Genomic DNA, 25,036 nt, shown 5'->3' on the forward strand with positions numbered 1-25,036 from the left:
TTTATAACACTACCGGACGCATAAGGTTTTTCAGAGCGTCGCGTTACGATTCATGGCATCGCATCGCTTACCGGCCTTTTTCACGGCGGCACAGGCCCACGATTGTCCGATGCTGCAGACTGCGTCGCCTCGAATTCATCGCGCAAAAGCCGGTTTTCCTCGGCGGCTTCATGCAACAGATCCTTCAGACGCCGGATCTTCTCGATCGCGGCGTTGAGATCGGAAACAAGCACAGGTTCATTGCGCGTGGCGCCGTTGTGCGGCCGACCGCCGGTGAGGGAGCATTTGCCCAGTCGAGGCGAACCAACGGCAGGCCGCGGCGGCTGCGGCGCGGCAACGACAGACGACAGTCGAAAGCCTGCCCCACGCACCGTCTCGATCGCAAGGCTCTTTCGCATCGGCTGCAGCGTTGCCCTTAGTGACTTGACGTAAACGTCGACGATCCCTTCATGCACCGACCTGCCGAGCCAGATGCTGTCGATAATTTCTTTGCGCGAAAGCACTTTGTGCGTGTTCTCGATGAAGAATCTCAGCAACCTATAACTGGTTGGTCCCAACCGTAGGTCGACCTCGTCTGCATCCGGTGCGGTTCGCGCAAACGCCCGGCGTGCATCGAGATCCATCGTCAGCAACCCGATCGACACCTCGTTGCGCGCATTGCGATACGAGACTGGGCGCAGCGCGACCCCGATACGAGCGAGCAATTCCCGCGTGCCATAGGGACCTTTTACATAGTCGTGCGCGCCTGCCTCCAGCGCGCGAATGCACTCGTCCTCGCCCGCATCCTGTTCTCCAAGCACTATGATCGGCAAGCGGCTGGTCGTCACATGCCTGCGCAGATCATCGATCAGCGAAAGGGCCGATGCGTCCGGCATCCGCCAGCGTAGAAGCACGGCGTGCGGATGCTCCTGCGCTATCAACAGCGTCGCTCGCTGAACCGAGAAGGCCACAAGAGGTTCATGTCCTGACTGCTGGATTTCGTCCCACAGTATTTCGGCCTTCGATGTGTCCCATTCGACGATCAATATCTTGCTTTTGGTTCCCATAGATAGGCGAGGCTCTCTGCAGCGATACGTGTCGTTCGTAGGCGTTGCGCACGGTCCTATGTAAACATCTGGTCATCTATGCCATGCGTGACACATGCCCTGATATGCATCGAAGCATTGGCAAGTCCTGGTCGCGCGTATGCATCGCGGCATGGGAAAACATAAATCGAATAGCGGTAGAACCGCGGCAATAATCGCGTCCATCAGGAATGCGACCTACGCGTGAACACGAACGGGGAATGACTACGCCGACGCGAATCGAGTTAGGTATCCGAGAGAGCCGGTAGCCCCTTCAACCGCGTACCGACTCTATGGAGTGGCCGGCCATGCCGTCAAAGCTAACGCTCGAACATATCTGTAGTCACACACGATATACATCGGGCATACGGCGCGCCATTGTGCATTTTCACAATCGAGTTGTGCCCAATCGTGAAGGCGGGATGGATACGGATGGGAGAGGCCTCGCAGAGGCGTTGCGATCCATTCGCACGAGTCCAGACCCGTTTGTCTTCCAGACAGTAGCTTCGCCTCGTCATTCCCGACTTCGGTTGTCCGCATCGCTGAGAATGCACACTCGCCGACGGTCAGACCGTTTCCATGCACTTCCCGATCCTTCAGTTTCGCTGCGGCGTTCGGGCTGACGACATGGGACGTTAACGTCCACCGGGAGCAAGACAATTTGCTCAACCAGCACCAGCCATCTCTGTACAGGACTACTCGTCGACTGGTCGATTGTTAAGAGGAGTGCCCAAAGTCAACGTGATCTCAATGTCGGGACAATTGAAAACGCACCCAGGATTTCGCATTAGAACCACGGATCGCCTGATTTGAATAATAAGAAAACTGGCGCATTGCTTTCACGAAAATTTCGATGTTCGAACGCAATGACAAAGCGGTTCTCTGCTTGCACGAAAGCACAGTGCCCTGTGCGAAGGCCGCAGTCCCCTGCTCGCGGCGACGAAGAGGGCGGTCGAGTGCTGCATGGTTCGGTACAGGTAAATAACAAAACGAAAGGGAGTCGAGAGGAAATTGAAGTCATACAGTCAAATCCTGACCAGAAGGAAATGTCTCCGTATGGCTAGTCGAGCGTTCGCTTGTAAGCGCATCTATGTATTCTGTCAACGCAAAGGCATGCAAATCAACGCGTACGTTCGACGGATGGCTAAGCACAAAGGGATGAGCATTCGACTTGAATGGGAGATCGCCGCTGGAAAGCTTGTCGTCACGACAGAATCGTTTCCCAAGCTGCGCGGAACCTTTAGTCGTGCTTCCGTACGCCGTCGCTCAGCAACGCCTCGACTATCTTGCCTGGTTCAAAGCCGATGGCAAAACGTCAGTGCAAATCTGAAAGCGCAGATCGGTCTGCGGAAGTAGAACCATCACTTGTCATGAGTCTAAGGCGTATTGAACGCTCACCAACCAGGAGCTGTAATGTCAACATTCCGTCAAGCAAGAACTGGCGTGGCGTCATCTCGCGATCGCAAAGACCAAGGAAAATTCATTGAAGATCTCAAGCAGATAGTTGGCGCAAAGTTCGTACTGACCTCGGCGTCGGAGACCCGGCGGTACCGCAGGGGATTTCGCTTCGGAGAAGGCAATGCTCTGGCCGTGGTCCGGCCCGGCACGCTTGTCGAGCAATGGAACGTGCTGCGCGCATGCGTAGCGAACGACGTCATCGTAATCACACAAGCATCGAATACCGGACTCACCGGAGGTTCCACTCCGGACGGCAACGACTACGACCGCGAGGTAGTGATCGTCAGTACGACCCGTATGAGGAAGCTCTATGTCATCGACGATGGACGTCAAGTTGTCTGTCTGCCCGGTACAACTCTCGACCAGCTCGAAAAGACACTCGCGCCAATTGGACGTGAGCCGCACTCGGTGATCGGATCGAGCTGCATCGGGGCCTCGGTGTTCGGGGGAATATGCAACAATTCCGGAGGTGCCCTCGTCAATCGTGGACCCGCCTTCACCCAGCTCGCGCTATACGCGCAAATCGATGAAGACGGGCAGCTGAACCTGGTCAACCACCTTGGCATTGAGCTCGGCGATACGCCCGAGCGCATACTCGGGCGTCTGGAAAATCGCGATTTCTCGGATCAGGATGTCAAGCTCGATGCGGGTGCCGCCTCCGATCGCAATTACGCGCGCCATGTGCGCGAAATCGATGCCGATACACCCGCGCGCTACAACGCCGACACCCACCGCCTGTACGAAGCATCCGGGTCCGCGGGCAAGCTGATGGTTTTTGCAGTTCGCCTCGACACGTTTCCGATCGACCAGGATAGCAAGGTCTTTTACATCGGAACCAATCAGCCCGATGAGCTAACCGACATCCGTCGCCATGTGCTGAAAAATTTCTCCAGGCTCCCGATCTCAGGTGAGTATCTTCACCGTGACGCGTTCGATATCGCTGCGGTCTATGGCAAGGACACTTTCCTCGCGATCCTGTACCTTGGGACGTCGCGGCTTCCTGGTCTCTTTGCGTTGAAGAGCCGCTTCGATGCGCTGTTCGAACGAATGGGATTTCTGCCTGCCCATCTGACCGACCGCGTTATGCAGTTCGCAAGCAAGCTATTTCCGGACCATTTGCCTCGCAGGATGCGTGAGTATCGGGACAAATACGAACATCACCTTCTTCTTAAGGTGACGGCGGATTGCGTTGCCGAAGCGCAAGCCTATCTCCAGGGCTATTTCGCTCATGCCACGGGAAGCTACTTCGAGTGCACCGACAAGGAAGGCGAGAAAGCGTTCCTGCATCGTTTTGCAGCCGCTGGCGCGGCCGTGCGGTATCGCGCGATTCACGCGCGGGAGGTGGAAGATATCGTCGCACTGGACATCGCATTGCGGCGCAATGATCGGGATTGGGTAGAGAAGCTGCCACGAGAAATTGAGGAGCCGATCGCGATCAAGCTTTATTACGGACATTTTTTGTGCCACGTCTTCCACCAGGACTACATAGTCGAGAAGGGGTACGATTGTCTCGATGTGGAACACCGAATGTGGAAGCTGCTCGATGCGCGCGGCGCGGAATATCCTGCCGAGCACAATGTCGGCCATCTGTACTATGCCAAACCGGTGCTGGCCGAGTTCTATCGCCGGCTCGACCCGTGCAACTGCTTCAATCCCGGAATCGGTAAAACGTCAAAGTTTGCCCGTTACCAGGAAGCGGAGGAAGAAGCCGCGAGTTAACGAAGCGACGTTTGCGGGACCTACCGCGACGTCAGCTTCCTGGCCGCGTCGAAACGCTAGTGAAGTCTGGGGATATGCCGCATCTTTAGTGCGACGAAGAGTGGAACAATTGAGCTTGGCGCGTCGAGTCTGACACCGAGCAACGCCTCGACGCGGTCGAGCCGATAGTTCAGCGTATTCGGATGTATCTCAAGTGCGGCGGCTGTTGCCTTGCGATGCTGGTTTTTATCGAAGTAGCACTCCAGCGTCTTCAACAGTCCTTTCTCATGCGTCAATTCACCAAGCACGGACTCGAAGTAACGAAGTGCGCTGGAGCTGCATCGAATGCCTTCATAGACGGCGATATCGGAATAGAGGTGCACTTTCGTTTTGTTCTCGCAGCAACGAGCGAGGTCGAGTGCCGTTATCGCTTCCTCTGCCGACATGGCCCATCCCTTCGCCCCGTGGTTCATCAGTCCAACGCCGACAGCCCGGACCTCGTTCGCGCTGCACGCAAAGGCAGCAAGCGAATCCGACAACAATCGCTGATTGAAAATCGGAGTCGTCTCGCGCGTGCATGGAACCCATACGAGCAGTCGATTGCGGCGCACAACATGGACGACGCGATCGACCGGTACCTCGAAATGCCGTGCGAATTCACCAATAACGTTCTGCAGCGGGTCTGCCCTGGTGATTGCCGACGGCGCGCCCGTGTCGTAATCGACGGCGACTGCCGTGCAAGGCGTGGTCGAATCGAAACCGAGGCCACGCCCGATGTTGCAGAACAGCGCTTCGTCGCCTCTCATCGAACAGCAAATCACCAAGCTTGCAGCGCAGTTCATCGCGCCAGCGGGAATCCTTGAACCGCTCGTCGAGAAATACGCGTTCGATCAATTGATTCATGGACTCGGAGAACCTGAGCAGGTAAGGCGAGAGCACGAATAGCAGTTCGTCGCCTAGCGGGCGGTCGTGCGCCACGAGAGCAAGATGCGCGAGCCAAAGCTGCTCGATGGCGCGACGCAATGCACGCAAAATGGAATTGAGCGATATACCCTGATGGACGCGCCGTCTGACCCAGACGCCGAAATCTTCCAGGTCTGCATGCGTGAGCGACGGTTGCTCGAGCATCGAACCACACCAGCGCCCGACGAACAGGCCGATCACGTCGCGCACGTCCTCGCGCGCAGATCGGCTCAGGTCTGCGTACTCGCCGATCCTCAACACCTCGCCGTAGCAGCGGTCGATGAGGCTTGAAGGTTCGTCGGCCAGCACCGCGACGCGTTCCCGTAGCCTGGCGCTGATCTCCGGAATTTCGACCTTTTCTCTGGTGCAGTCCATGTACCACTCCCTTCAAAACGATGGCGATGCCGCTGCATGTGTGCCGACGGCATCGTGAATGTGCTGCGCGACATCCGCTATCTGCTGATCTCAAGCCACGCATCGATTGGGTCGCGTGTCGACAGCCGCGAGAATCGGATCGACCACTAGTTGCTCCGGCGCTTTGCGATGCTTGACGCGGAGGGAGTGCGATCTGTGGCGCGCGTTCGCGTTAGCGCTAGCGTACACGGTGAAAAATCGTGTGGCGGCACACGTCCGGCCGGGCACGGGAAATGCTGGGGTTGCGCGTCGTTTAACGACCTGCCCGCTTTGAATCAAAGGAAAAGAATGGGCAACTGGCACCGTGAAATGGTTTAACGATGCAAGGGGCTACGGCTTCATCACGCCGGACGACGGCGGTGAAAATCTCTTTGCACCTTCTCCGAAATCCAGTCACAAGGCTTCAAACCATTGCAGGAAAATCAGAAGGTGACATTTGACATCAAGCAAGGTCCGAAGGGAAAGCAGGCAGCCAACATTCGGCCAGGCTAAGCTTGAAAGACGTCGCCAGCTATCGCGACTATTCAGGAACATGTCATGGGACCCTTCGCGGCGGCGGTGCGTGCAGGTAGCGCTGCCGCACTGCTTGCACTGTATGGCTGCTACTACGTCGGCCCAGGCTACTATCCATACGGGTATTACCCGTACGGCTACTATCCCGCCGTGCCTGCCTACGCTACGCAGCGCGAGGTGCCCGTCCCAGGCTCTGGCCTCGCCAACGGCGCCGACGCACAGAACATCCCGCCGGCGTCGCAGGGTGGCGCCGCGTACGTTTATCCGGTGCCGGTCTACGTCGCGCCCGCCTATTACTCTCCGTACTACGGCCCCTACCCATGGTATGGCTGGCCGGGCTGGTGGGGGCCGTCAGTGTCGTTCCGCTTCGGTTACTGGGGCCGGTGGTGACGGGCACGGGCGCGGCCACAGCGGTATGGAGTTGTCGCCCATTCGAACCGGGGCGAAAGAAATCGGGCCCGCACGATGAATGAGACGGCCTCGGTGCTGACACATCGGTTGCAATCGCCCGGTGAGCGGGTACGCTCGTCGACGCGCGTCGAATTCAAGCAATCGTCCCATCGTTAGAAACGGCGCAGCGACGGCGCACGCACCGTCGCACCGCGCGTCTGAGGCCCGGTAATTTGTGCACGTACCGCTCGCAACCAGCGAAGCGCCTCGAGGCCCTCCCAACCGTAAGCCCGATGCCTTGGCGACAACGCCTGCGCCCTGGCGATTCTTCGTGTTTCGATGTAACCGGACAACGCGCCCACCCGAACTAACAATATTGAACTACAGAGATCGCCTGGCCATCGCCCTAACCGGAAGTCGACAACGGTGCGGGCATTGACCGGCGCTTCCCTTATCCAAATCAATGTCGTTCGATGTGGAGTCGGCGCTCTAGGCTACTCAAATGGATCAGCTACTGGGAATGCGCGTATTCATACGCGTAGTCGAATCGAAAGGGTTTTCGATAGCCGCGAAGGAACTCGGCATGTCGGCCGCGGCGGTTACTCGCAGCGTCAATATGCTTGAAGCGCATCTTAATGTCCGCCTGCTCAACCGGTCTACCCGTTCGGTCTCGTTGACCGATATCGGAGAACAGTATCTCGACGATTGTCGGAAACTGGTCCGAATGCTCGATGACATGGACGCGAAACTGATCCGGACTAGCAGGGCGAAGCAGGGCGTACTGCGCATCGGCATATCTGCCGCGTCGGCGTCGTCGCACGTATGCGATGTGCTCGCGGCTTATCATGCAACGCAGGCACCGGTGACTTTCGATGTACGCTCCCATTATTCGTCCGACGACTTCCGGGCTGACCGCTTTGATGTCAGCTTCACCGACAGGCGTTATCAACCTGCTTCGTCGCAGATATCCCGTACGCTGTTGACGTTCGACGAAGGACTCACCGCGTCTCGCGACTATTTAGCCAACCATGGCGTTCCGACCACGCCGACGTCACTTGCCGTTCATCGCCTGTTGATGGTCGCGGACCGGACGCAACGAACATGGGACCTGACCGACGGTAGCGATATGTTCCGGATCGAACCGCTGCGCAGCGTGCTAAGAGTGCCCAGTTACTCGTCCGCCCGCATCGCAGCCGTGCAGGGAATGGGCATCGCCCTCCTCCCCTTGGACATGATTAGCGAGGAACTGCATCACGGCACGTTAGTACGTGTGCTGCCGTCTCATATGCCGCCCGCCAGCTTTGCAAATGGAGTATCGATCGTTTATTCAGGGCGGACCAGACAACAGGTCCGGGTACGCCAGTTCATCGATTTTTCGATCCAGTTTTTCCGTGGCTCACGCTACCGCATGCGCTAGGGAAACGCATTACGCGCGGCCGGCGTTACCGGACAGCCTGGTTTAGCACCATCGCTAACCTTGATCTGCGGTTCGTCATCGAGCGGGCATTGACGAATGCGGTGACGCCGCTGCAGTCGCGCGACACTAGCCGCTGTTGCGCAAGCCGTTCAGCAGCAACGTGACGACTTTCTGCTCGTCGGCCACGCGAATACTCGCCCCTGTCACGAGTTGACGGTACCACATGCGTCCCATGAACATGTCGATGGCGGTTTGCGCGTCGGCGCCGGCCGGTATTTCACCGCGCCGGATTGCTTGTTCGACGATTGCGACCGCCAGTAACCGTCGCGGCAGAATGAAGCGCTCGTGCAGCAGTGTGGCGAGATCCGGATTCTGCACCGCCTCGGCGATCAGCGCGGGAATAACGCGGCCCGCCCCTTTCATGCCATTTACCCAGTTGCGATACAGGATGCTGAGATCATCGGCGAGGCTGCTGGACTGCGGGTTCGGCATCGGCCATGCGAGGTTCGCTTCATCGAGCACGGCGGCGATAAGATCGGCACGCGACTTCCAGCGGCGGTATACGGTCATCTTGCTGACGTTCGCACGCGCCGCGACTTTTTCCATCGTCAAGCCGTCGTAGCCCTCATCGCACAGAATCTGCGCCGCCGCGCGGACGATCTGCTTCTCCGTTTCGGGATTGCGCGGCCGGCCAGCGCGCGGGGCGTCCTGTTCCAGCGCGGATGCAGTTCCATGTGCCATGGTGGTCAGTGTGTCCGATAGACGATGTCTGTTCGCCAACGCGCGGCCGCCTTGCGCATAGCCGCTGCCCGACGCGCCTTTCATGCATCAGCTTAACACTGGTGGGCTGTCGACCCGGACAAGCAGAGCCCGCCGATGCGGGAAAGTCCCAGGTGGTTCGGCTTTGATGTTCCGCGTGTGGAGGCGTCGCGCTGCAGCAGCGCGAAAACCGACGGACAGCAACACGCTGCGCAGCCGCTTCGACAGGCTTCTGCGCGGCAAATCAAGATCGCTTCGATATCCTTCTTAACGACCCGGCGTGCTGCATTGCGGTCGCGTTCCCTCCTCGTCGACGCACAACATTGCCTTGAAATTCGCGCGCGCTCAATTACGATACCAATAAGTCTCGTAATTGAGCGAGACCTACTGACGAGGAGGTTTGTATGTCGCAGCGGCCGGTTCTGCAGAAGTTTCCACAAGTCGATCACCATCAGGCGAGCGGCAAACTTGCCGAAGTGTATGAAGATATTCACAACACGTTGCGGGTACCATGGGTTGCATTCGGTATCCGCGTCATGTCGCAGTTCCAACATTTCGTCCCGGCCGCATGGGAGGCGCTCAAGCCGCAGATCTCGACCCGGTATGCGGAACAGGGGGCCGACAAGGTTCGCGAGGCGTCAATCATTCCCGGCGACGCGCCGCCCGACCCGACGCCGAAGTTGTTGAAGAACGGCTGGAGCATGCAGGATATCGACAAGCTGAAGGCAGCGCTCGACGCCCTGAACTATGGGAATCCGAAGTATCTGATTCTGATTAGCGCATGGAACGAGGCATGGCATGAACGCGACGCCGGCGGCCGATCCGACAGGCAGTTGAGCGGCGCGGACGCGCGGTTGCTGCCGTACGGATTGCCCGAAGGGGTCGATAAATTCCATCTGATCGATCCGGACGTTGCGGGCGAGCGGGTGCAACGTGTGTTGCGGGACATCCGCGATGCGTCGCTGCATCACGGGCCAGCGAGCGATTACCGGGTACTCGCCGCATGGCCCGACTACCTCGAAATCGCCTATGAGGATGCGCTCAAACCTGTCGCGTTGAGCGCCGAATACGACAAGACTTCATGGCGAATCCGCAAGATCGCCCGCGAGCACATTCGCGGGTTTGCAAAGCCGGGCGGAGTTGCGTGGCGCGATATGACCGAACAGCTCACGGCGGAGCAGATCGCGGGCTTGACCGGCCTGCTGTTCATGTACAACCGCTTCATCGCCGACATTACGATCGCGGTGATTCGCCTGAAACAGGCGTTCGGCGGTGCTCAGGACGCAACGGAAAACAAGTTCCCGGTCTAGGGCCCGTACGGCGCCGGTGTCGCGCGGCGGTATGCGCGTGCCGGCCCGACAAGCGGTGCATCCGCATGAAGGAGCGCGCAATGGATGTCCACGGTGAATCGCTCGGCAGCATCCGGCTGCCCTCCACTACGCTCAGGCGTGCACGTCTGTCGAGTCTGATCGGCAGCGTGATTGAATGGTACGACTTCTTCATCTACGGCACCGCCGCCGCGCTGGTGTTCGGACATCTGTTTTTCCCCAACACCAGTCCGTTCGCGGCGACCATGGCGAGCTTCGGTACCTTCGCGGTGGGCTTCGTCGCGCGGCCTGTGGGCGGCATCATCTTCGGGCACTTTGGCGATCGCCTCGGTAGAAAGACGGTGCTGGTGGCCACACTCGGCATCATGGGTCTATCCACCTGCCTTGTCGGTTTGTTGCCCACATATGCAACCATCGGCATCTGGGCGCCTGTGCTGCTCACGTTGTTGCGCCTCGTGCAAGGTATCGCGCTTGGTGGAGAATGGGGCGGCGCCGTGCTGATGGTAGTCGAGCATGCACCGGCGCATCGCCGTGGCTGGCATAGCGCGTGGCCGCAAATGGGTGTGCCGGTCGGACTGTTGCTGTCGACCGGCGTGATCACGCTGGTGGCTGCGCTGTCGGGAAGCGAGTTCGAAAGCTGGGGCTGGCGCGTGCCGTTTGTCCTGAGCATCGTGCTGGTGGCTGTCGGCCTGTTCATCCGGATCGCGGTGGAAGAGACGCCGGTATTCGCGGCGATCGAAAGAAAGAAGCAGGTTGCGCGTTTTCCAGTGATCGAAGTTTTCCGGCGCAGAAAAAAGCGCATCCTGATTGCTATCGGTGCGCGCTTTGCCGAAAACGGATCGTTTTTCATTTTCAGCGTGTTCAGCCTCTCGTATGCGACGCAGCACCTTCACGTGCCGCGTGGCGTGATACTCGGCGCGGTCGTGTTGGGCGCGCTCGCCACCACTGTGACCATTCCGTTGTTCGGGCTGATGACTGACCGCTTCGGCCGGCGCCCGATATTCATCGGCGGCAGCCTGTTTACGCTGGCGTTCGCGTTTCCGTTCTTCTCGCTGCTGCGCACCGGAGAGCCGATGCTGGTCGCGCTCGCCCTGGTGCTCGCGCTGGCCATAGGCTGGGCAGCGATGTATGCGCCGCAAGCAGCGTATTTCGCCGAACTGTTCGAGCCGCAGGTGCGTTACTCGGGCATGTCGATCGGCGCTCAGCTGGTGGCTATCGTCGCTGGCGGACCGTCGCCGCTGATCGCGACCGCGGGGCTCGCCTGGTCGGGCGGCGAGCCCTGGCCAATTGCGCTGTGGCTGATGCTGGTGTCGACGATCACGTTCGTCACGCTTCTCATGGCACCCGAAACGGCCGGCTGCCACCTCGGCATCGACGATGATGCCGCACGCAGGGTACGGCTCGCCGCCGGCGGCGCGAGCGATTGAACAGCCGCCAACGTGCGTCGTCCGGTACGCCAGCAAGGCTGCCGAGATCGCCCTTCGGAAGTAATGCTCAGGCCGGGCGCATACCCGATGCCGAGCTCCCCGGTCATCGTGTTGGGAAGATCAGCGTGTCAAAAAACGTCCCTCAACAGGCGCAGGTTTTCGACGAATCCGATCGCCCGCGGCCGAGTGCGCGGCTAACAGATCATGGAAACTCGGTGGAGACTCGGCTAAACGGGCCTTAGGCCGGCCTTTTTATGACGAGCGCGGTATTTTCGCTTTCACCTCTTCCGCTCGAAGGAAATCGAAATCCACACCCTGATCCGCCTGCGTGACCGTTTCGAGGAACAACTTGCGATAACCGCGTCCGGCGGTAGGTGCCACGACCGGCTCGGCGCGCATGCGCTCGGCGAGTTCCGCCCCGGACACCATCCATTCGAGCTTGCGTTGCGCGACGCTTAGCCGGATGCGGTCTCCCGTCTTCACATAGGCTAGCGGGCCGCCGACCGCCGCTTCAGGCGTTACGTGCAGAACGATGGTGCCGAACGCCGTGCCGCTCATGCGGCCATCCGAAATGCGCACGATGTCTTTTACTCCCGCACGCGCAAGCTTGCGCGGAATCGGAATGTAGCCGGCCTCCGGCATACCCGGTGCGCCTTTCGGGCCGATGTTCTTCAGCACGAGGATGTCGTCGGCGGTGACATCGAGATCGTCGAGGTCGATGCGATTGGCCATATCCTCGGCGTTCTCGAAGACAACGGCGCGCCCGGTGTGCTCCATCAAAGCCGGATCGGCCGCGGATTGCTTGATGATCGCGCCGCCGGGCGCCAGATTGCCCTCGAGTACGGCGATACCGCCCTGCGGATAGATCGGCTGGTCGAACGGTTTGACGACGTCCTGCGCGAACCCTCGCCCGCGCGCTCGATTTCTTCCCCGAGCGTGCGCCCCGTCACGGTGAGGGCATTCAGATTGAGCAAGGGCTTCAGTTCGCGAAGCAAGGTCGCCATGCCGCCCGAGTGATGGAAATCTTCCATATAGTGCTGGCCGGAAGGCTTCAGATCGACAAGCACTGGCGTTTCGCGGCCCATTCTATCGAGCGCCTTCATGTCGATCTCGAGTCCGCAGCGCCCCGCGATGGCCGCGAGATGGATAATGCCGTTCGTCGAACCGCCGATCGCAAGCAGCACGCGCATCGCATTCTCGAACGCCTCGGGCGTCAGGATCCTGTCGATGGTCAGACGTTCGCGTGCAATACGCACCGCCTGTTTTTTCCGCACGGCACAGGATGCTGAAGCAAAGCGAACTCGACCTGATGCGATGAAACTGCCGCGGGCTGCAGACGGATCTTTCCGTTATAGCCAGCTCGAGAATTCCTCGTCGGATTTTTTTACACCTCCGAATCGCGGTACCTGGCAGTCGTCGGCAGGGAACCCGGTGACCAGAAGCAGGAACGGCTTTTCGGTGGCGGGCCTTTGGCAGATTTCGTTGAGAAATCCCATCGGACTCGGCGTATGCGTAAGCGTCACCAGCCCTGCCTCATGGAGGGCCGTGATCAGGAAGCCTGTCGCAATGCCCGTGGAGTGCGACACGTAATAATGTTTGACACGTGTATCCTCCTCCAACTCAGTATGGTTCTGGGAAAAAATCGCAATCAGCACCGGTGCTATTTCGAGAAACGGCTTTCTTGCATCGGTTCCGAGCGGCTTCAACGCATCGAGCCATTCCTGCGGCGCTCGCGTGTCGTAAAACGTCCTCTCTTCTTCTTCGGCGGCCAATCTTATACGACGCTTCAGAAGCGGGCTCTTGACCACAACAAAATGCCACGGCTGAAGGTTAGCGCCTGAGGGCGCCGTGCCCGCCGCTCGCAATGCCAGCCTGATCACCTCGTCAGGAACCGGCTCCGCTGAAAAGTCGCGCACCGTACGTCGCCGCGCAATGCTTTCGTAGAACGTTCGGGCGCGCGACTCCATTTCCGATTGCGTTTGTCGCTGAAACCCACTTAGCGGATCGAACTGCGGCGCTTGCCCGATGGACGACAAGAGGTGATCCCGGAACGAGAAGTCATTGTTCATTGATGACATTACCGGTTACGCACGAGGTGAGGCAACGCATGACATAAGCATACTCAAATTGTGCAGAAACCTGTTTACCAGGAACGACAAACAACTCGCCAATCTCTGCCAGAGCGTCAAGCCGCGGCGCCGAATCTGAACATCGGCTTTCACGACTCTTAGGCATCGAAAGTCCAATTCTGGATGATGGCGCGTGATTTAGACTGACTTCAACGAGGTCGAAAGTGTTCGAGTGACCAACACTTAGCTTATCGAAACGAATTGGAATAGTCGGTTGATCCTGGACGTTCTTCCATTGGAAGGAGCGCGCGCATAAACCGGAAACAACGCGACACTAAAAAGAGAGGGAGTATCGGTCCGCATCCATAACCTGGCCAGAACAGACTGAGAGATCCAGGTAATACGTGACCTCTTCGAATAACCAGCAGGTCTCTTCATCGAATGACATCGATCTATCATGCTTAGCACTTCAGAACTACCTGGACTTCTCGCCGCCGTGCATCGCCTCAAACCGCTGGTCGACGCATCTCGAGATCGTTTCGACACTGAACGCCAGTTGCCGGTCGAACTGGTTGACGCACTAAAAGAAGCACGAATCTTCAGCATGCTGGTACCGCTCGCCCTAGGCGGACAGCAGCTTGACCCCCGATCGTTTCTGACAGTAGTCGAAGCGCTTGCGCGGCTTGACGGCTCCATCGGCTGGTGTGCGGTGATATCCGCCGGCTATGCCTGGCTGGCCGGGATGCTCGACGAAAGCTTCGCGAGAGAAGTGTTCACCGGGCAAGCGGTGCTCGCCGGTACGCTCAATCCAACAGGCCGGGCCACTCGAGCAGACGGTGGTTATCGCGTAAGCGGACGCTGGAGTTATGGCAGTTTCATTGGTTATAGCGACTGGGTACTCGGCAATTGCACGACATACGAAGGCGATGTACCCCTCGCCGGTTCGGACGGCGCGCCCGAATACCGCATCTGTCTTTTCCCTCGCCGCGATGTGCAGATCATCGATGTGTGGCATGTCAGCGGTCTGCGTGCAACCGGAAGCAACGACTACATGGTGCACGATCTCCTCGTGCCCGAGACACACACGTTGAAAATACCGGGATTCAGCCCTATACCTCGCGACCCGGGCCCGCTGTACTCGCTTCCCATGCCGAGTCTGTTCGTCACCTGCATTGCAGCGGTCGTGCTGGGAATTGCACGGGCCGCACTCGACGACGCACATGAGATCGCGCGGACCAGAAGAGCTGGCGGAACGTCAACGCTGCTAAGCGAGAAAGCCGTCGCACAGGTGGATATGGCGCGTGCGGAAGCACTGCTGCGCGCGGCGCGCGCTTATCTTTTCGATGAGGTCACAAGGCTGTGGGAGTGCGCGCAAGCTGGGGGCAGGATGTCACTCGAAGAACGCGCTGCAGTCCGGCTCGCATCGACTCATGCGACCGAATGCGCAATCGACGCGGTCACGCTCGCACGCCGTCTCGTCGGCGGTGCGGCACTCTTCGAGGGCAACCATCTGGAACGTTGTTTTCGCGACATCAACGCCGCAGGACAGCATCTCGCTATCGCAGCGACCACGAACTTCGAACTCGTCGGCCGCGCGCTATTCGGATTCGAACCGGGCACATCGAGGTTCTAGTCGCACTCGCGTGCTTGGGAGCGCTCACTTGCTGTTCTGCGCGAGCGTACCGCTGCTGTTGGCGCCGCCGAATAGTTGCGTCAGAAAGCTCTGATTCTGTTGCGCCTGAGCCATCAGCGTATTGAGCGCGGTGAATTGATCATTAAACATCGACGTCAGTTGCGCGGCGAAATCGTTCAGATCGTCCTGCTGTTTGGAAAGTGCAGTGATGTCGTCGGTCAGCGAAGTCGTGCGCGTCGCGATGATACCGGTACTGGACGTGTACGCGTCGAGTACCGCGTTCAGCTGCTGTGCAATACCGCCCGTATCGTTGAACAGCGCGCCGATCAGCGCCTGATTGTTCGTCACGGCGTCGTCAAGCGTGGGGAAGTTTGCATCCGCATCGATTTGCAGCTCTGCGAATGGCTGGCCACCGGTATCGGACTGGAACGTGATGCCGAGCGAAGCGAGCGTGCCCTGCAAGCCGCCGCTCGACACTGTGCTACCCACGATACTGCCGAGCGACGCGCCGATCTGGTTGATCATCTCGTCGCCGAGCAGCGTGCCGCCGCTGCCCTGAACGCCCGCAGCGCCCGGCGCAGCAAGCGTATTCAACTGGTCGATCACCGCGTTGTAGGCTGAGACGAAAGCGGACAGGTCGTCTTCGACAGAACTGTCGTCCGATGCAATCGTAAGCGTTTGCTTGCCGAGCGTCGTCACGTTGTTGGGATCGAGCGTCAACGTGACGCCGGGGATCGCGCCGCTAACCGTGTTGGTCGAAGCCGTGACGAGCTGGCCATTGACGGTCAACTGCGCGTCCTGCGCGGCGGTCGTCTGCGACCAGAAGGCGCCGGCGGAGCTGATCGTCGACGAGCCGGCCGGAGCATTGGGATCCGTGCTGGTCGACGACGTGACCGCCAGTTTCGACAGCGGGCTTCCGCTCGTCGTGTCCACGTTGACGCCGATCGTTCTCGACGCGCCAGCCGCTGCGGACTGCAGCGAGATCGATTGGCCATTCGCGCCCGTAATGACGGTTGCCTTGACGCCGGGATTGCCGGATGCCGAATTGATCGCGTCCGCAATTTCTTGCAGGCTGTCGTTCGACGAATCGACGCTGACCTGAAACGACTTTGAGCCGGAGTCGCCGCCCAGCGATATGGTCAACGTGCCGGTGCCCATCGCGGCGGCGTCGGCATTCGAAAACGAACCGGACGTGATCGATTGAGCCTGCGCGACTTGCGTGACGTTGAGCAGGTAGCTAGCCTCCGATGCGCCGTCGCCCGCTTTCGCGGTGATGCCTTCGCCGCTCATCGTCGCAGTGAACGACGAGAGCGCGTTGCCGTTCAGAAACGGGGCGATGGCCGACTGCAGGCCCGACATTGCAGCGGATAGCGTCGCGAGGCCGGTAATTTCGGTGTTGTCGTTCCCGGCCTGCGCGGTAATCGCGGCTGCGGGACCGGCGGTCTTCGCTTTCACCAGTGCGGACACGAGTGAACTGACGTCCAGCGGACTGCCGGTCGCGCCGGCAATCAACGATTGAGCGGCCTGCTTGACGGATGCTGCTGCGGCGGCTGCCGCGGCTGCAGCCGTCGCGGTAACGGGTGAACTCATCCAAAAGGCTCCATGCGGCCGGTCAAGCCGGCGAAGGTTCGAACATCGGGATTTCTGCGTCGCGCTGTGCCGGTCTCAGTCGTTTCAGACCGCGGCCATACCTCACCGGTCCGATGGCCCTGCTAGAGGGACGTCGGCGTATGCCCGCACGGCGCCAGTGCACGCAAGTGGGTCGACCTGTCAACGAGCGCCCGCGAACGAGCCGTGCTGAAAGGCATTCGGCTCATTCGGGAGCGCTATGGCGCCTGAACTAGTTGGAGGGCAACCTTATTGCAAAAGCTTGAGCACTTGTTGCGGCTGCGCATTCGCTGTCGCGAGCACCGCGATACCGGCTTGCTGCAGCACTTGCGCGCTGCTCAGGGACGCCGTGGTTGCCGCGAAGTCAGCGTCCGTGATTTGCGACTGGGCACTCGACAGGTCGGTCGACTCGTTCTGCTGCGATTGGGAGATCGCGGTAAAGCGGTTCTGCGCTGCGCCGAGGGATGCCTGAATGTTGTTGATCGTGGCAAGCGCATTGTCGATCGACAGCAACGCGTTGTTCGCACCGAGTGTCGTACTGACGTCGATCTGCGACACAGCGGTTGGCACGTTCAGCGAATTGATGTTCGCGAGCGCGCTGCCGGCAGGCTGTGCCCCCGCGACCGCCGAACCGATCGTGCTGGTTGGCGCCCCTCCCACGAACGCAATGCCCGAAACCACGCCATTTGCGGAAGTGACGTTAAAGAGAGCCCCTGCCGCCGACGCACTAAGCTGGTTTCCGTTCTGATCGACGAACTTAACACCCCCGCTACCGTTCGATTCGATGTTGATCGAGGTGACCGCATTTGGTGTGTCGGCCGCAGCGTTCGATCCAGTCGTCGGATCAACGTTAATGCCGGAGATCGTGCCGAAGACCGTGCCCGATGCAGCGTTCGTGCCGCCAGCGGCGACCACGCTCGAGATCGCGGTGAGTTCCGTCGTAGGCGAGAGCGCGCCCGTGCCGAGTACCGAAAGCGACGAGACGCCATTGGTCGTCGTGGTCGTAAACAGAGCCGCCGATGCCGCCGATGAGATCGCATCACCGTTCTGATCCTCGAACGTGAAGCCACCGCTGCCGTTCGAGATGATGTTGATCGACGTGATCGCGCCCGGGTTACCACTCGTGTTGACCGCACCTGACGCGGTCAGATTCAGGCCCGAGATCGTGCCGAGCGTGTTGCCCGCTGCGACGACACCGCCGCCGATCGACGCCGCCGAAACGCCCTGGCTCAGGTCTAGCGCCACGGTCTGGCCGACGTTTGCGCCGACCTGAACGTTGACGATACCGGCCTGGCCGTTCAGCAGGCCAATGCCGTTGAACTGCGTCTGAGAAGCGATACGGTTGATCTCGCTCTCCTGCTGCTTCACTTCCTGCTGCAGTGCTGCCTGGTTCGCCGGCGTCAACGTACCGCCCGCTGCTTCCCCAGCCAGTTGGCGAATACGCTGCAGACTTGCCGTGATCTGGGAGAGGCCCGTGCTGGCCGTTTGCACCAGCGACACGCCGTTGTTCGCGTTCGATACACCCTGGCTCAGGCCGTTGATCTGCGTTTGCAGCGAGGTGGAAATGGCGAGGCCCGCTGCGTCGTCCGCCGCGCTGTTGATGCGCTTGCCCGACGACAGGCGAGTAATGGCTTGCGATAAGGCGCTACCCGAGGCGTTCAGGTTCTCCTGAGCGACCAGCGACGGAATATTGCTATTGATGCTAAGCATGAGCTGCTCCATAGAATGGTTAATCCTGAACAAGGCGACATTGAGCAGGGCCGAACACTTATTCGTTGCTCGCCGCCTCAGGCTGCATTGACGGCAACGAGGCGGGCCGCTTTAGATCAAAGAGCTTCGTTGTCGGCAAAGAGCAAAAGAAAGTCGCCTATAAGCAAACGCAGCGAAAATCGCTGGGACAACATGTCGTCCGGAATATCGTACGAGGAAGACAGATGAATGGCGGCGACAGTGCTTTTCCATCGCTGTTAGCGAATGACGATGAAGTAAGTCTCAGCAAGCGCGATCAACGCAGCGGATCCAACGCAACCGGATCGACTGAACGCTGGGACGCGATTGGCAAGCAGAGCGGCGACTCGTCTCGAAAGGCTGCGGTGACCCTCAGCAAGCGTCTTCTCGAGATAGCCAGACAGTCATCCAGCACATTAAGCGGTCGACAGGTGATTGACTGCATGGCGACACTGCGCGAGTGGTATCGAGAAGACGCATGCCAGAGCTTAGGATTGGTTTTGGCCACCCGGATCGGCAACGATCAATCGTTGCGCGACTCGCTCGATGGCGCGGACATTGCAACCTGCCTCAGCACGTTAAGCAAATGGAACAAGGAATTGGCCTGCCGAACTGCGGCGATGGAACTGGCAAAGACACTGGAAGCAGACGCAAATCTTCGCAACAGTTTGAGCGGACACGAGCTTTCGATATGCTTGAACGCCTTGAGTACATGGCATGACGACGATTCGTGCACGCGAGCGGGGATCGCGCTCACGCGCCGCATTGCGTCGGATCGACCGCTGCTTGACGGACTCAATGGAAGTGCGGTGGCCGGCGCCATGAAGGCGCTTGGCTTGTGGCACAAGCATCGGGTATGTTTCGACGCGGTCACGCGTCTGGCAAATCGCCTCGCAACCGACGAAGGGCTGATACGACAATTAAATGGAACCCGGCTAGCAAGTTGCCTCGGCGCCTTGAGCAAATGGAGTACAGAGCACGCGTGCCGCGTCGCAGGGCGAAGGCTCGCAAAGCGCGTATGTGATGACGGAGAATTGCGGGATCATCTGAACGGAAGGCACTTAGCCGTTTGCCTTGATGCACTGGCAAGATGGAAATCGGACGACTTATGCCGTAGCGCTGCAACCAAGCTCTCGCGACGCCTCGCGTCGGATGCATCGGTATGCAATCGGCTCACCGCCAAGCACGTGATCAACTGTTTTATTGCTCTACATAACCTGGGCGGCAATACTGCTTACCGAGCGGTAATACGGCTATCTCATCGGCTCTTAGCCGACGATCTGTTGCTCAAACAATTCGATGGCAGTGGGGCCACGGAATGCTTAAGAGCGCTATCGAGCTTTCAGAGCGAAAACGTTTGCCACGAAGCAGCGAAGCGGCTGGCAAAGCGAATATTGACGGACGACGCGCTTTTTTCTCCGCCCCATCACATATATGCGCAGGTTTGTCTGGAACTGTTATCGGTCTGGAATACAGACGATATCTTTACGAAGGCGGCCACGCAGATACTTCAACGAATCCGGGTACACACGAGTTCGTACTGAAGCGCCCCTTCACAAGGTCCCGACGACTTCCACCTTCCAGATACAGAAAGAAGCGTGACCGCTCGCGCGGCAGGCTTGCAGGCACGTTGCACTGCGAGGCTTGAACGGCACTTTGCTCTCACAACGCCGACTACTGCTCTTGGCGAAAGAAGAATGGAATGACTTTCGAGCAAAAACGTTTACTCACTACTCCACACGCCAGAAGTCCAAGCTATTACTAGTCATGATCCATTTCGTCAAACGTGCACTTGAAAACAAGCCGGAAATTTCGAAGGAGGAATGGTCCGAACTTGTAGGAAGGAGCTGGAGCATGGAGTGTGAATTCGACGGAGAAATTGAGCGCGAACTACGCACGGCGTCATGGTCTATGGGGGATTTGCGGTTTGATGCTCTGGATCTGTCCAGACAGCAGTGGAAATGGCAGCCAGGTTCCGGGGTAGATGACTGGAGAAAACATACGCTGCTCCTGTTCATGTCAGAAAGCGGACTTCTCCAGATCGAACAACAGGGAGAGGTCATCGAGCTGGAGGCACAAGGCCTGCTTATACTTGACGCCAACATCGAATATACCCAGACATCGGGACCCGACACCCGCGCAGTTATCATTCGCCTGCCGAGATCGGCGCTGGAGGGAAAGGGAAAGTTGCTATCCAGTCGCGAGATTTTGACGCCCGATCCTTCGTCACCAGACGTTGCGTTGCTCATGTCATGGCTTGCAGGCGCCACCGCTTATGGCGAGCAGTGTAGTTCGTACGGCGGCAGAATGTTCGCGGAGCACTTCATCGACCTTCTGGAGATACTCACAGACAGCCTGACAGCATCGAAGCGCCTGATGAGGTCGCATGACAGATTGAGAAAGGTCAAGCGTTTTATTGCGCGAAACCTGGGAAACGAGGATATCGACCCGGACTCGGTGGCGAGCGCGATGGGAATGTCCGCTCGTCAATTGATGAGACTGTTCGAACAGGACGGCTCGTCGGTAATGCGTTACCTTTTACAGCAGCGCCTCGAAAAAGCGAAAGGCATGCTGATTCATGGAGGCGACGACCTCCGCATAGGCGACGTTGCATGGCAGTGCGGATTCGTCAGTGCTTCGCACTTCAGCAGAGCATTCAAGCGGCAATTTGGGGAAAGTCCGACCGATCTCCAGCGAAGCGTGCGAGAGAAACGCACGACGAAACAGAGTTTCCGCTAGGGTACGTTACACACTGTAGAGCGTACCCTATCGAAGATCTCGCTCGTGTTCGGACAGTTACTCGTCGCCTTTCATATCTTCGCTGAGGCTGCAAGCGACCGCCTTACGCATCATATGAAGGTGAAAATCTTCTCGCGAGACAATCTCGACTTCGGCAAAGTCGCGTTGAAGTCCTGATCGCTTCGATAACCGAAGGCCGCAAGAACGACGCTCGTCAGCCCCCGTTGCCGAAGCCCGAGCTCATGATCGAGCACGCCTGAATCAAATCCTTCCATCGGTGTCGCGTCAATTCCCAATACCGCTGCTCCGAGCAACAGTCCGCCGAGTGCAAGATAGACCTGTTTTTCGAGCCACTGCGGAATGTCGCGCAGTTCGTAGCGGTGGAGGTCCACGTATGTTCGGCGGCTTTGGTCCTGGCGCGCTTTCGACTCAGCGTTATGAAAGCGCCCGTCACGGTCCTCCTGCTGGAGGATCGTCTCGAGATGCGTGTTGTCCATCTCCACGCTCATGCACAGAACTACCACGTGGGATGCATGCAGTATCTTCGGGCTGTTGTACGCATATTGACCCTGCGCCGCCGCGGCGATTCGAGCACGCCCTTCCGGGCTTGATGCGACGACATAGTGCCATGGCTGCGAATTGACGGAAGAAGGACTGTTTTGCAAGACCGCCAGCAGTTGATCGACAGCAGCTTGTGGCAGGACGCGTCCAGGTTCAAAAGCCTTGACGGTATGTCTCGTTTGGACCGTATCTGCGAGATTCATCGTATAGCTCCTTCACACTTGCGCAGCAAGCATTCAATTCAATCCACACTTCCATCATGTCCTGGTACGGCCGACAAAGTAATCGGAATGGCCAGATATCTCTTTCATTTTTAGAGTGAAGATGGTCTTCCTTTAGCTGATTCATGGGTAAGAGCGCATCCAATGCGTTCTTAAGCCAAGCTAATCGCCCGGGCGGAATCCATACCATGTCGCGTCTTTCATCATCGCGATGCGTGTTCGAGCAACGGTGCAATCACCGCTGTCAGTACCCCATTGAGACCGATCGCGAGACCGCCGAAAGCGCCTGCCGTCTCGCTGACCATCAGCATCCTGGCGGTGGCGAGGCCATGGCCGACTGTGCCCGCTGCAAGTCCGTGCGCCCGCATGTCGGCAACTCGCAGAAGCTTCATTACCGCGCCAACCAGCAATGCGCCGCTTATACCAGTGAAAAGCGTAAAAGTGGCCGTCAATGCGGGATCGCCCCCAATGTTCCGGGAAATGCTCATGGCGATCGGCGTAGTCGCCGAATGAGCGATAAGCGAGGACGTCACCACGGGCGCGGCACCGGACCATCTGCTGATCAGCATCGCCGTAGCGGCGGTTGCGACCGAGCCGGTAACCAGAGCGGGAACAAGTGAACGCGCCTTGCTCTGTATGTGACGCAAGTTGCGATACATCGGAACTGCGAGCGCAACCGTCGCCGGGCCCAGCAGCAGATGAACGTATTGCGCGCTGTCGAAATACAGCGAATAAGGAATGTGCAACGTCGCCAGCAAGATGACGAGCATGAGCACGGCAACGAGAACGGGATTCGCGAGCGGATGGCCTCTTGCTAAACGCTGAGCGCCTAATCCTGCGCGGTAGGCTACGAGCGTAGCCAGCAGGCCCCAAAGGGGAACATGTGCGATGTCTTGAATAGCAGCGGCAATTTCAGTCTTCATGGTTGCTTGTCGGATCTGGAAAATATGCTGTCGAGCGAAGTCATCACCCATGCCGTCGTCGCAAGTCCTGCGACCGTCGATCCAACGATGGCAAGAGCAATTCGCCACCAGTCGGCCGCGAGTTGATTCAGACCGGCGACCAGGCCAGTGGCTGCGGGTACGAACAACAGGGCGAGCCAGGACAACAGGTCCCGACTAAAACGATCGAGCTCCTGCGACGGGCCGTCCCTTAGCAACAGCCACGCGAATAGCAGAAGCATTCCAATTAGCGGCCCCGGGATTGAAATGTGCGCAGCTCGTGCCACGAGTTCGCCGGTCATCTGGCATATCAGCAGTGTGGAGAGGGAATTCAGCATGGTTGCGGCCCACCCGGGCCGTGGCATCAAGAACGGTAGTCGAATAGTCCACCGCACGAGCCGATTGAAAAATCAATCCAGCCGGATAGAAGTTTCACTGCATGAGTGAAAATGTCCTCGAGCGACGTTTTGTTTGAGGCATCGATGGGGCGATCCTTGCGTGAAAGCATGCGGTCCTATCGTGGATGAACGATCGCGTATGCTCGTCAGCCGCCAGCGGAAGACGCGCCCGGCCGGTTCGCGTAGAGTTCCTGCACATCACTTATCTGCGACCCAGAAAGGGAATTGGATGACGGCTCGATTGCACAGTACTGTGGGCCGATTGGCCTTGGCATTCCTCGTAGCTGCGAACCTCGCTATCGGTGCGCGACCCGGTCAGGCAGAACCTATGGTCGCTGAAGATAGTCCACTCGTTACGGTAGCGCGATCAGACCAGATGCCCTGGAATGCCGTAGTTCTCGACGGCCGGGGCCGGACATTCGTCAGTTCTCCTCGCTGGACCGGCAATCGCGGACCTCAGGTGGCAATCGTTGGACCACGCGGCGATCTCGTGCCTTACCCTTCCGCTCAATGGAATAACTGGACGCCAGGCAGCGACCCGGCGCAAGCGTTCGTGAGCGTGAACGCAATCCATCGCGGCACCGATGGCGATCTTTGGATCGTCGATACGGGTTCGCCGGTGTTTGGCGCGAGGCCGGTAAAGAATGGCGCGAAAGTCGTCAGACTCGACCCGCGTACCGATGCCGTGGTACGAATCTACCGCTTTCCCGCCAGTGCAATTCGCGAGCACACGTACATCGACGATATCCGCATCAACGGCACACGCGCCTATCTGACCGATGCCGGCGAAGGCGCGATACTTGTGCTCGATCTAAAGACAGGAACCGTGCAGCGCCGCTTCGATGGAAGGGGCTTTGCGCGCGCAAGGCCTGGTGATCTGATCGTCGTGGAGGGTCGTGTTGTGCGTGGGCCGGACGACACGCCGCTCCATGTCAACGCCGATCCGTTGGAACTGAGTCCCGACGGGAAGTACCTTTACTTCGGACCGCTCTCCGGCCCGATGTACCAGATCGAAACTCGCTATCTCGACGACGCCGAAACAAGCGACGCGGACCTCGCACGGCACGTCAGACGGTGGTTCGATCTACCGCCAGTCGGCGGCACGGCGATGGATGACGAGGGCAATCTCTACTACACCGTCCTCGCCGACAATTCGTTAAAGCGGCGAAGTGCCAACGGTACGATCAGCACGATTGTGCGCGATGCACGTCTGCGCTGGGTCGATGCTCCATTCCTCGACGGCCTGGGAAACATTTATTTACCAGTACCGCAACTTGACGGTGCGGCGGTATTTCATCACGGGAAGTCCACCGTGCGCTATCCGATTCTGCTTTTCCGGATGAAGCTTCCTGCGTGAGAGGTAGTCGGGAAGATCGCTTTCTGGCAATCGGGTAGCGGGTGTTCGTCGCGTCATCGCAAATCCGATGACACACACTCGACGCGCGGCACGAATTCACTTATGAAATAGCCAAATTTCATATTTGAAACCACATCTCACACGGACAACAAAAAATCTCAAAAAAATCATTGGGTTGGGTCTTCGAGATTGTTTGGCCCACTACTTGCGTAGCCGTCGTTCGTCACGGAGATATCAACAATGAACTCAACTAGCAAAGCCTCGACCCTCTCGAGCGCCGGCGCGCGCTTCCGCGCCGCAGTCGCCGCCGAAAAGCCGCTGCAGGTCGTCGGCGCGATCAACGCGAATCA

At 58.7% G+C, this 25,036-nt stretch carries 19 protein-coding genes and 2 pseudogenes; 10 read left to right on the forward strand and 11 right to left on the reverse strand.

Going from position 1 to position 25,036, the window contains the following annotated elements; genetic code table 11:
* Positions 1 to 80 precede the first annotated feature (80 nt).
* The gene (locus tag QYH69_RS27370) at positions 81 to 1,046 is read right to left on the reverse strand and encodes a response regulator transcription factor (protein ID WP_308834851.1); all 966 of its coding nucleotides are present in this window, start codon (positions 1,044 to 1,046) and stop codon (positions 81 to 83) included.
* A 1,431-nt stretch (positions 1,047 to 2,477) separates the two neighbouring features.
* Here QYH69_RS27370 and dld point away from each other — a divergent pair.
* On the forward strand, positions 2,478 to 4,241 hold the full coding sequence (gene dld / locus QYH69_RS27375) for a D-lactate dehydrogenase (RefSeq protein ID WP_308834852.1): 1,764 nt from the start codon (positions 2,478 to 2,480) through the stop codon (positions 4,239 to 4,241).
* Between the two features lie 56 nt (positions 4,242 to 4,297).
* Here dld and QYH69_RS27380 read toward each other — a convergent pair whose 3' ends face one another.
* Complete coding sequence (locus QYH69_RS27380) at positions 4,298 to 4,996, reverse strand: helix-turn-helix domain-containing protein (RefSeq protein WP_308834870.1); 699 nt, start codon at positions 4,994 to 4,996, stop codon at positions 4,298 to 4,300.
* Positions 4,878 to 5,558 carry a hypothetical protein gene (locus QYH69_RS27385; RefSeq protein ID WP_308834853.1) on the reverse strand — a complete coding sequence of 227 codons (681 nt, stop codon included), beginning with the start codon at positions 5,556 to 5,558 and terminating at the stop codon, positions 4,878 to 4,880. The genes QYH69_RS27380 and QYH69_RS27385 overlap by 119 nt, the downstream gene beginning before the upstream one ends.
* A 313-nt stretch (positions 5,559 to 5,871) precedes the next feature.
* Here QYH69_RS27385 and QYH69_RS27390 point away from each other — a divergent pair.
* The 3 genes and pseudogenes from QYH69_RS27390 to QYH69_RS27400 all read left to right on the forward strand — a co-directional run bounded on the left by QYH69_RS27390 (position 5,872) and on the right by QYH69_RS27400 (position 7,917).
* A pseudogene (locus QYH69_RS27390) lies at positions 5,872 to 6,089 on the forward strand (cold-shock protein).
* Positions 6,090 to 6,134: 45 nt separating this feature from the next.
* Positions 6,135 to 6,500: a hypothetical protein gene (locus QYH69_RS27395; protein ID WP_308834854.1), complete on the forward strand. Its 366-nt coding sequence runs from the start codon at positions 6,135 to 6,137 to the stop codon at positions 6,498 to 6,500.
* A 502-nt stretch (positions 6,501 to 7,002) separates the two neighbouring features.
* Complete coding sequence (locus QYH69_RS27400; protein WP_308834855.1) at positions 7,003 to 7,917, forward strand: LysR family transcriptional regulator; 915 nt, start codon at positions 7,003 to 7,005, stop codon at positions 7,915 to 7,917.
* A 126-nt stretch (positions 7,918 to 8,043) separates the two neighbouring features.
* Here the strand turns inward: QYH69_RS27400 and QYH69_RS27405 are convergent, their stop codons facing one another.
* Complete coding sequence (locus QYH69_RS27405; RefSeq protein WP_308834856.1) at positions 8,044 to 8,742, reverse strand: TetR/AcrR family transcriptional regulator; 699 nt, start codon at positions 8,740 to 8,742, stop codon at positions 8,044 to 8,046.
* A 338-nt stretch (positions 8,743 to 9,080) separates the two neighbouring features.
* Here QYH69_RS27405 and QYH69_RS27410 point away from each other — a divergent pair, with 338 nt between their 5' ends.
* Positions 9,081 to 9,986: a halocarboxylic acid dehydrogenase DehI family protein gene (locus QYH69_RS27410; protein ID WP_308834857.1), complete on the forward strand. Its 906-nt coding sequence runs from the start codon at positions 9,081 to 9,083 to the stop codon at positions 9,984 to 9,986.
* 80 nt (positions 9,987 to 10,066) lie between these two features.
* Positions 10,067 to 11,431, forward strand: a complete 1,365-nt coding sequence (locus tag QYH69_RS27415) for an MFS transporter (RefSeq protein WP_308834858.1) — start codon at positions 10,067 to 10,069, stop codon at positions 11,429 to 11,431.
* A gap of 252 nt (positions 11,432 to 11,683) precedes the next feature.
* On the opposite strand, the pseudogene QYH69_RS36155 reads toward QYH69_RS27415, so the two are convergent.
* Both QYH69_RS36155 and QYH69_RS27430 read right to left on the reverse strand, forming a co-directional pair.
* Positions 11,684 to 12,705: pseudogene (locus QYH69_RS36155) on the reverse strand (dihydroxy-acid dehydratase).
* 75 nt (positions 12,706 to 12,780) lie between these two features.
* Entirely contained in the window at positions 12,781 to 13,500 is a 720-nt protein-coding gene (locus tag QYH69_RS27430) for a nitroreductase family protein (protein ID WP_308834860.1), read from the reverse strand.
* Positions 13,501 to 13,957: 457 nt separating this feature from the next.
* Between QYH69_RS27430 and QYH69_RS27435 the strand changes: the two genes are divergently transcribed.
* The gene (locus QYH69_RS27435; protein WP_308834861.1) at positions 13,958 to 15,133 is read left to right on the forward strand and encodes an acyl-CoA dehydrogenase family protein; all 1,176 of its coding nucleotides are present in this window, start codon (positions 13,958 to 13,960) and stop codon (positions 15,131 to 15,133) included.
* A gap of 24 nt (positions 15,134 to 15,157) precedes the next feature.
* Here the strand turns inward: QYH69_RS27435 and fliD are convergent, their stop codons facing one another.
* On the reverse strand, positions 15,158 to 16,723 hold the full coding sequence (gene fliD, locus QYH69_RS27440) for a flagellar filament capping protein FliD (RefSeq protein WP_308834862.1): 1,566 nt from the start codon (positions 16,721 to 16,723) through the stop codon (positions 15,158 to 15,160).
* A 267-nt stretch (positions 16,724 to 16,990) separates the two neighbouring features.
* On the reverse strand, positions 16,991 to 18,451 hold the full coding sequence (locus tag QYH69_RS27445) for a flagellin (RefSeq protein WP_308834863.1): 1,461 nt from the start codon (positions 18,449 to 18,451) through the stop codon (positions 16,991 to 16,993).
* Between the two features lie 65 nt (positions 18,452 to 18,516).
* Here QYH69_RS27445 and QYH69_RS27450 point away from each other — a divergent pair, with 65 nt between their 5' ends.
* Together QYH69_RS27450 and QYH69_RS27455 are read left to right on the forward strand one after the other, a co-directional pair.
* A complete protein-coding gene (locus tag QYH69_RS27450; RefSeq protein WP_308834864.1) occupies positions 18,517 to 20,013 on the forward strand; it encodes a hypothetical protein in 1,497 nt (498 codons plus the stop codon).
* Between the two features lie 139 nt (positions 20,014 to 20,152).
* Entirely contained in the window at positions 20,153 to 21,208 is a 1,056-nt protein-coding gene (locus QYH69_RS27455) for a helix-turn-helix domain-containing protein (RefSeq protein ID WP_308834865.1), read from the forward strand.
* Between the two features lie 110 nt (positions 21,209 to 21,318).
* Here the strand turns inward: QYH69_RS27455 and nfsB are convergent, their stop codons facing one another.
* The 3 genes from nfsB to QYH69_RS27470 form a co-directional block, all read right to left on the reverse strand.
* Entirely contained in the window at positions 21,319 to 21,972 is a 654-nt protein-coding gene (gene nfsB / locus QYH69_RS27460) for an oxygen-insensitive NAD(P)H nitroreductase (protein ID WP_308834866.1), read from the reverse strand.
* 221 nt (positions 21,973 to 22,193) lie between these two features.
* A complete protein-coding gene (locus tag QYH69_RS27465) occupies positions 22,194 to 22,913 on the reverse strand; it encodes an LrgB family protein (protein WP_308834867.1) in 720 nt (239 codons plus the stop codon).
* The gene (locus tag QYH69_RS27470) at positions 22,910 to 23,269 is read right to left on the reverse strand and encodes a CidA/LrgA family protein (RefSeq protein WP_308834868.1); all 360 of its coding nucleotides are present in this window, start codon (positions 23,267 to 23,269) and stop codon (positions 22,910 to 22,912) included. The genes QYH69_RS27465 and QYH69_RS27470 overlap by 4 nt, the downstream gene beginning before the upstream one ends.
* A 328-nt stretch (positions 23,270 to 23,597) precedes the next feature.
* On the opposite strand from QYH69_RS27470, the gene QYH69_RS27475 reads away from it, so the two are divergent.
* Complete coding sequence (locus QYH69_RS27475; RefSeq protein WP_308834869.1) at positions 23,598 to 24,686, forward strand: L-dopachrome tautomerase-related protein; 1,089 nt, start codon at positions 23,598 to 23,600, stop codon at positions 24,684 to 24,686.
* Positions 24,687 to 25,036: the final 350 nt, after the last annotated feature.

The sequence above is a fragment of the Paraburkholderia sp. SARCC-3016 genome (assembly GCF_031119615.1).
GTDB lineage: Bacteria > Pseudomonadota > Gammaproteobacteria > Burkholderiales > Burkholderiaceae > Paraburkholderia.

Bases quoted from the DNA above. Each gene is read 5' to 3' on its own strand.
- QYH69_RS27395 (WP_308834854.1), top strand. From the start codon at position 6,135: ATGGGACCCTTCGCGGCGGCGGTGCGTGCAGGTAGCGCTGCCGCACTG.
- QYH69_RS27370 (WP_308834851.1), bottom strand. From the start codon at position 1,046: ATGGGAACCAAAAGCAAGATATTGATCGTCGAATGGGACACATCGAAG.
- QYH69_RS27465 (WP_308834867.1), bottom strand. From the start codon at position 22,913: ATGAAGACTGAAATTGCCGCTGCTATTCAAGACATCGCACATGTTCCC.
- nfsB (WP_308834866.1), bottom strand. From the start codon at position 21,972: ATGAATCTCGCAGATACGGTCCAAACGAGACATACCGTCAAGGCTTTT.
- QYH69_RS27445 (WP_308834863.1), bottom strand. From the start codon at position 18,451: ATGCTTAGCATCAATAGCAATATTCCGTCGCTGGTCGCTCAGGAGAAC.
- QYH69_RS27400 (WP_308834855.1), top strand. From the start codon at position 7,003: ATGGATCAGCTACTGGGAATGCGCGTATTCATACGCGTAGTCGAATCG.
- QYH69_RS27410 (WP_308834857.1), top strand. From the start codon at position 9,081: ATGTCGCAGCGGCCGGTTCTGCAGAAGTTTCCACAAGTCGATCACCAT.
- QYH69_RS27435 (WP_308834861.1), top strand. From the start codon at position 13,958: ATGCTTAGCACTTCAGAACTACCTGGACTTCTCGCCGCCGTGCATCGC.
- QYH69_RS27430 (WP_308834860.1), bottom strand. From the start codon at position 13,500: ATGAACAATGACTTCTCGTTCCGGGATCACCTCTTGTCGTCCATCGGG.
- QYH69_RS27385 (WP_308834853.1), bottom strand. From the start codon at position 5,558: ATGGACTGCACCAGAGAAAAGGTCGAAATTCCGGAGATCAGCGCCAGG.
- QYH69_RS27415 (WP_308834858.1), top strand. From the start codon at position 10,067: ATGGATGTCCACGGTGAATCGCTCGGCAGCATCCGGCTGCCCTCCACT.
- fliD (WP_308834862.1), bottom strand. From the start codon at position 16,723: ATGAGTTCACCCGTTACCGCGACGGCTGCAGCCGCGGCAGCCGCCGCA.
- QYH69_RS27470 (WP_308834868.1), bottom strand. From the start codon at position 23,269: ATGCTGAATTCCCTCTCCACACTGCTGATATGCCAGATGACCGGCGAA.
- dld (WP_308834852.1), top strand. From the start codon at position 2,478: ATGTCAACATTCCGTCAAGCAAGAACTGGCGTGGCGTCATCTCGCGAT.
- QYH69_RS27405 (WP_308834856.1), bottom strand. From the start codon at position 8,742: ATGAAAGGCGCGTCGGGCAGCGGCTATGCGCAAGGCGGCCGCGCGTTG.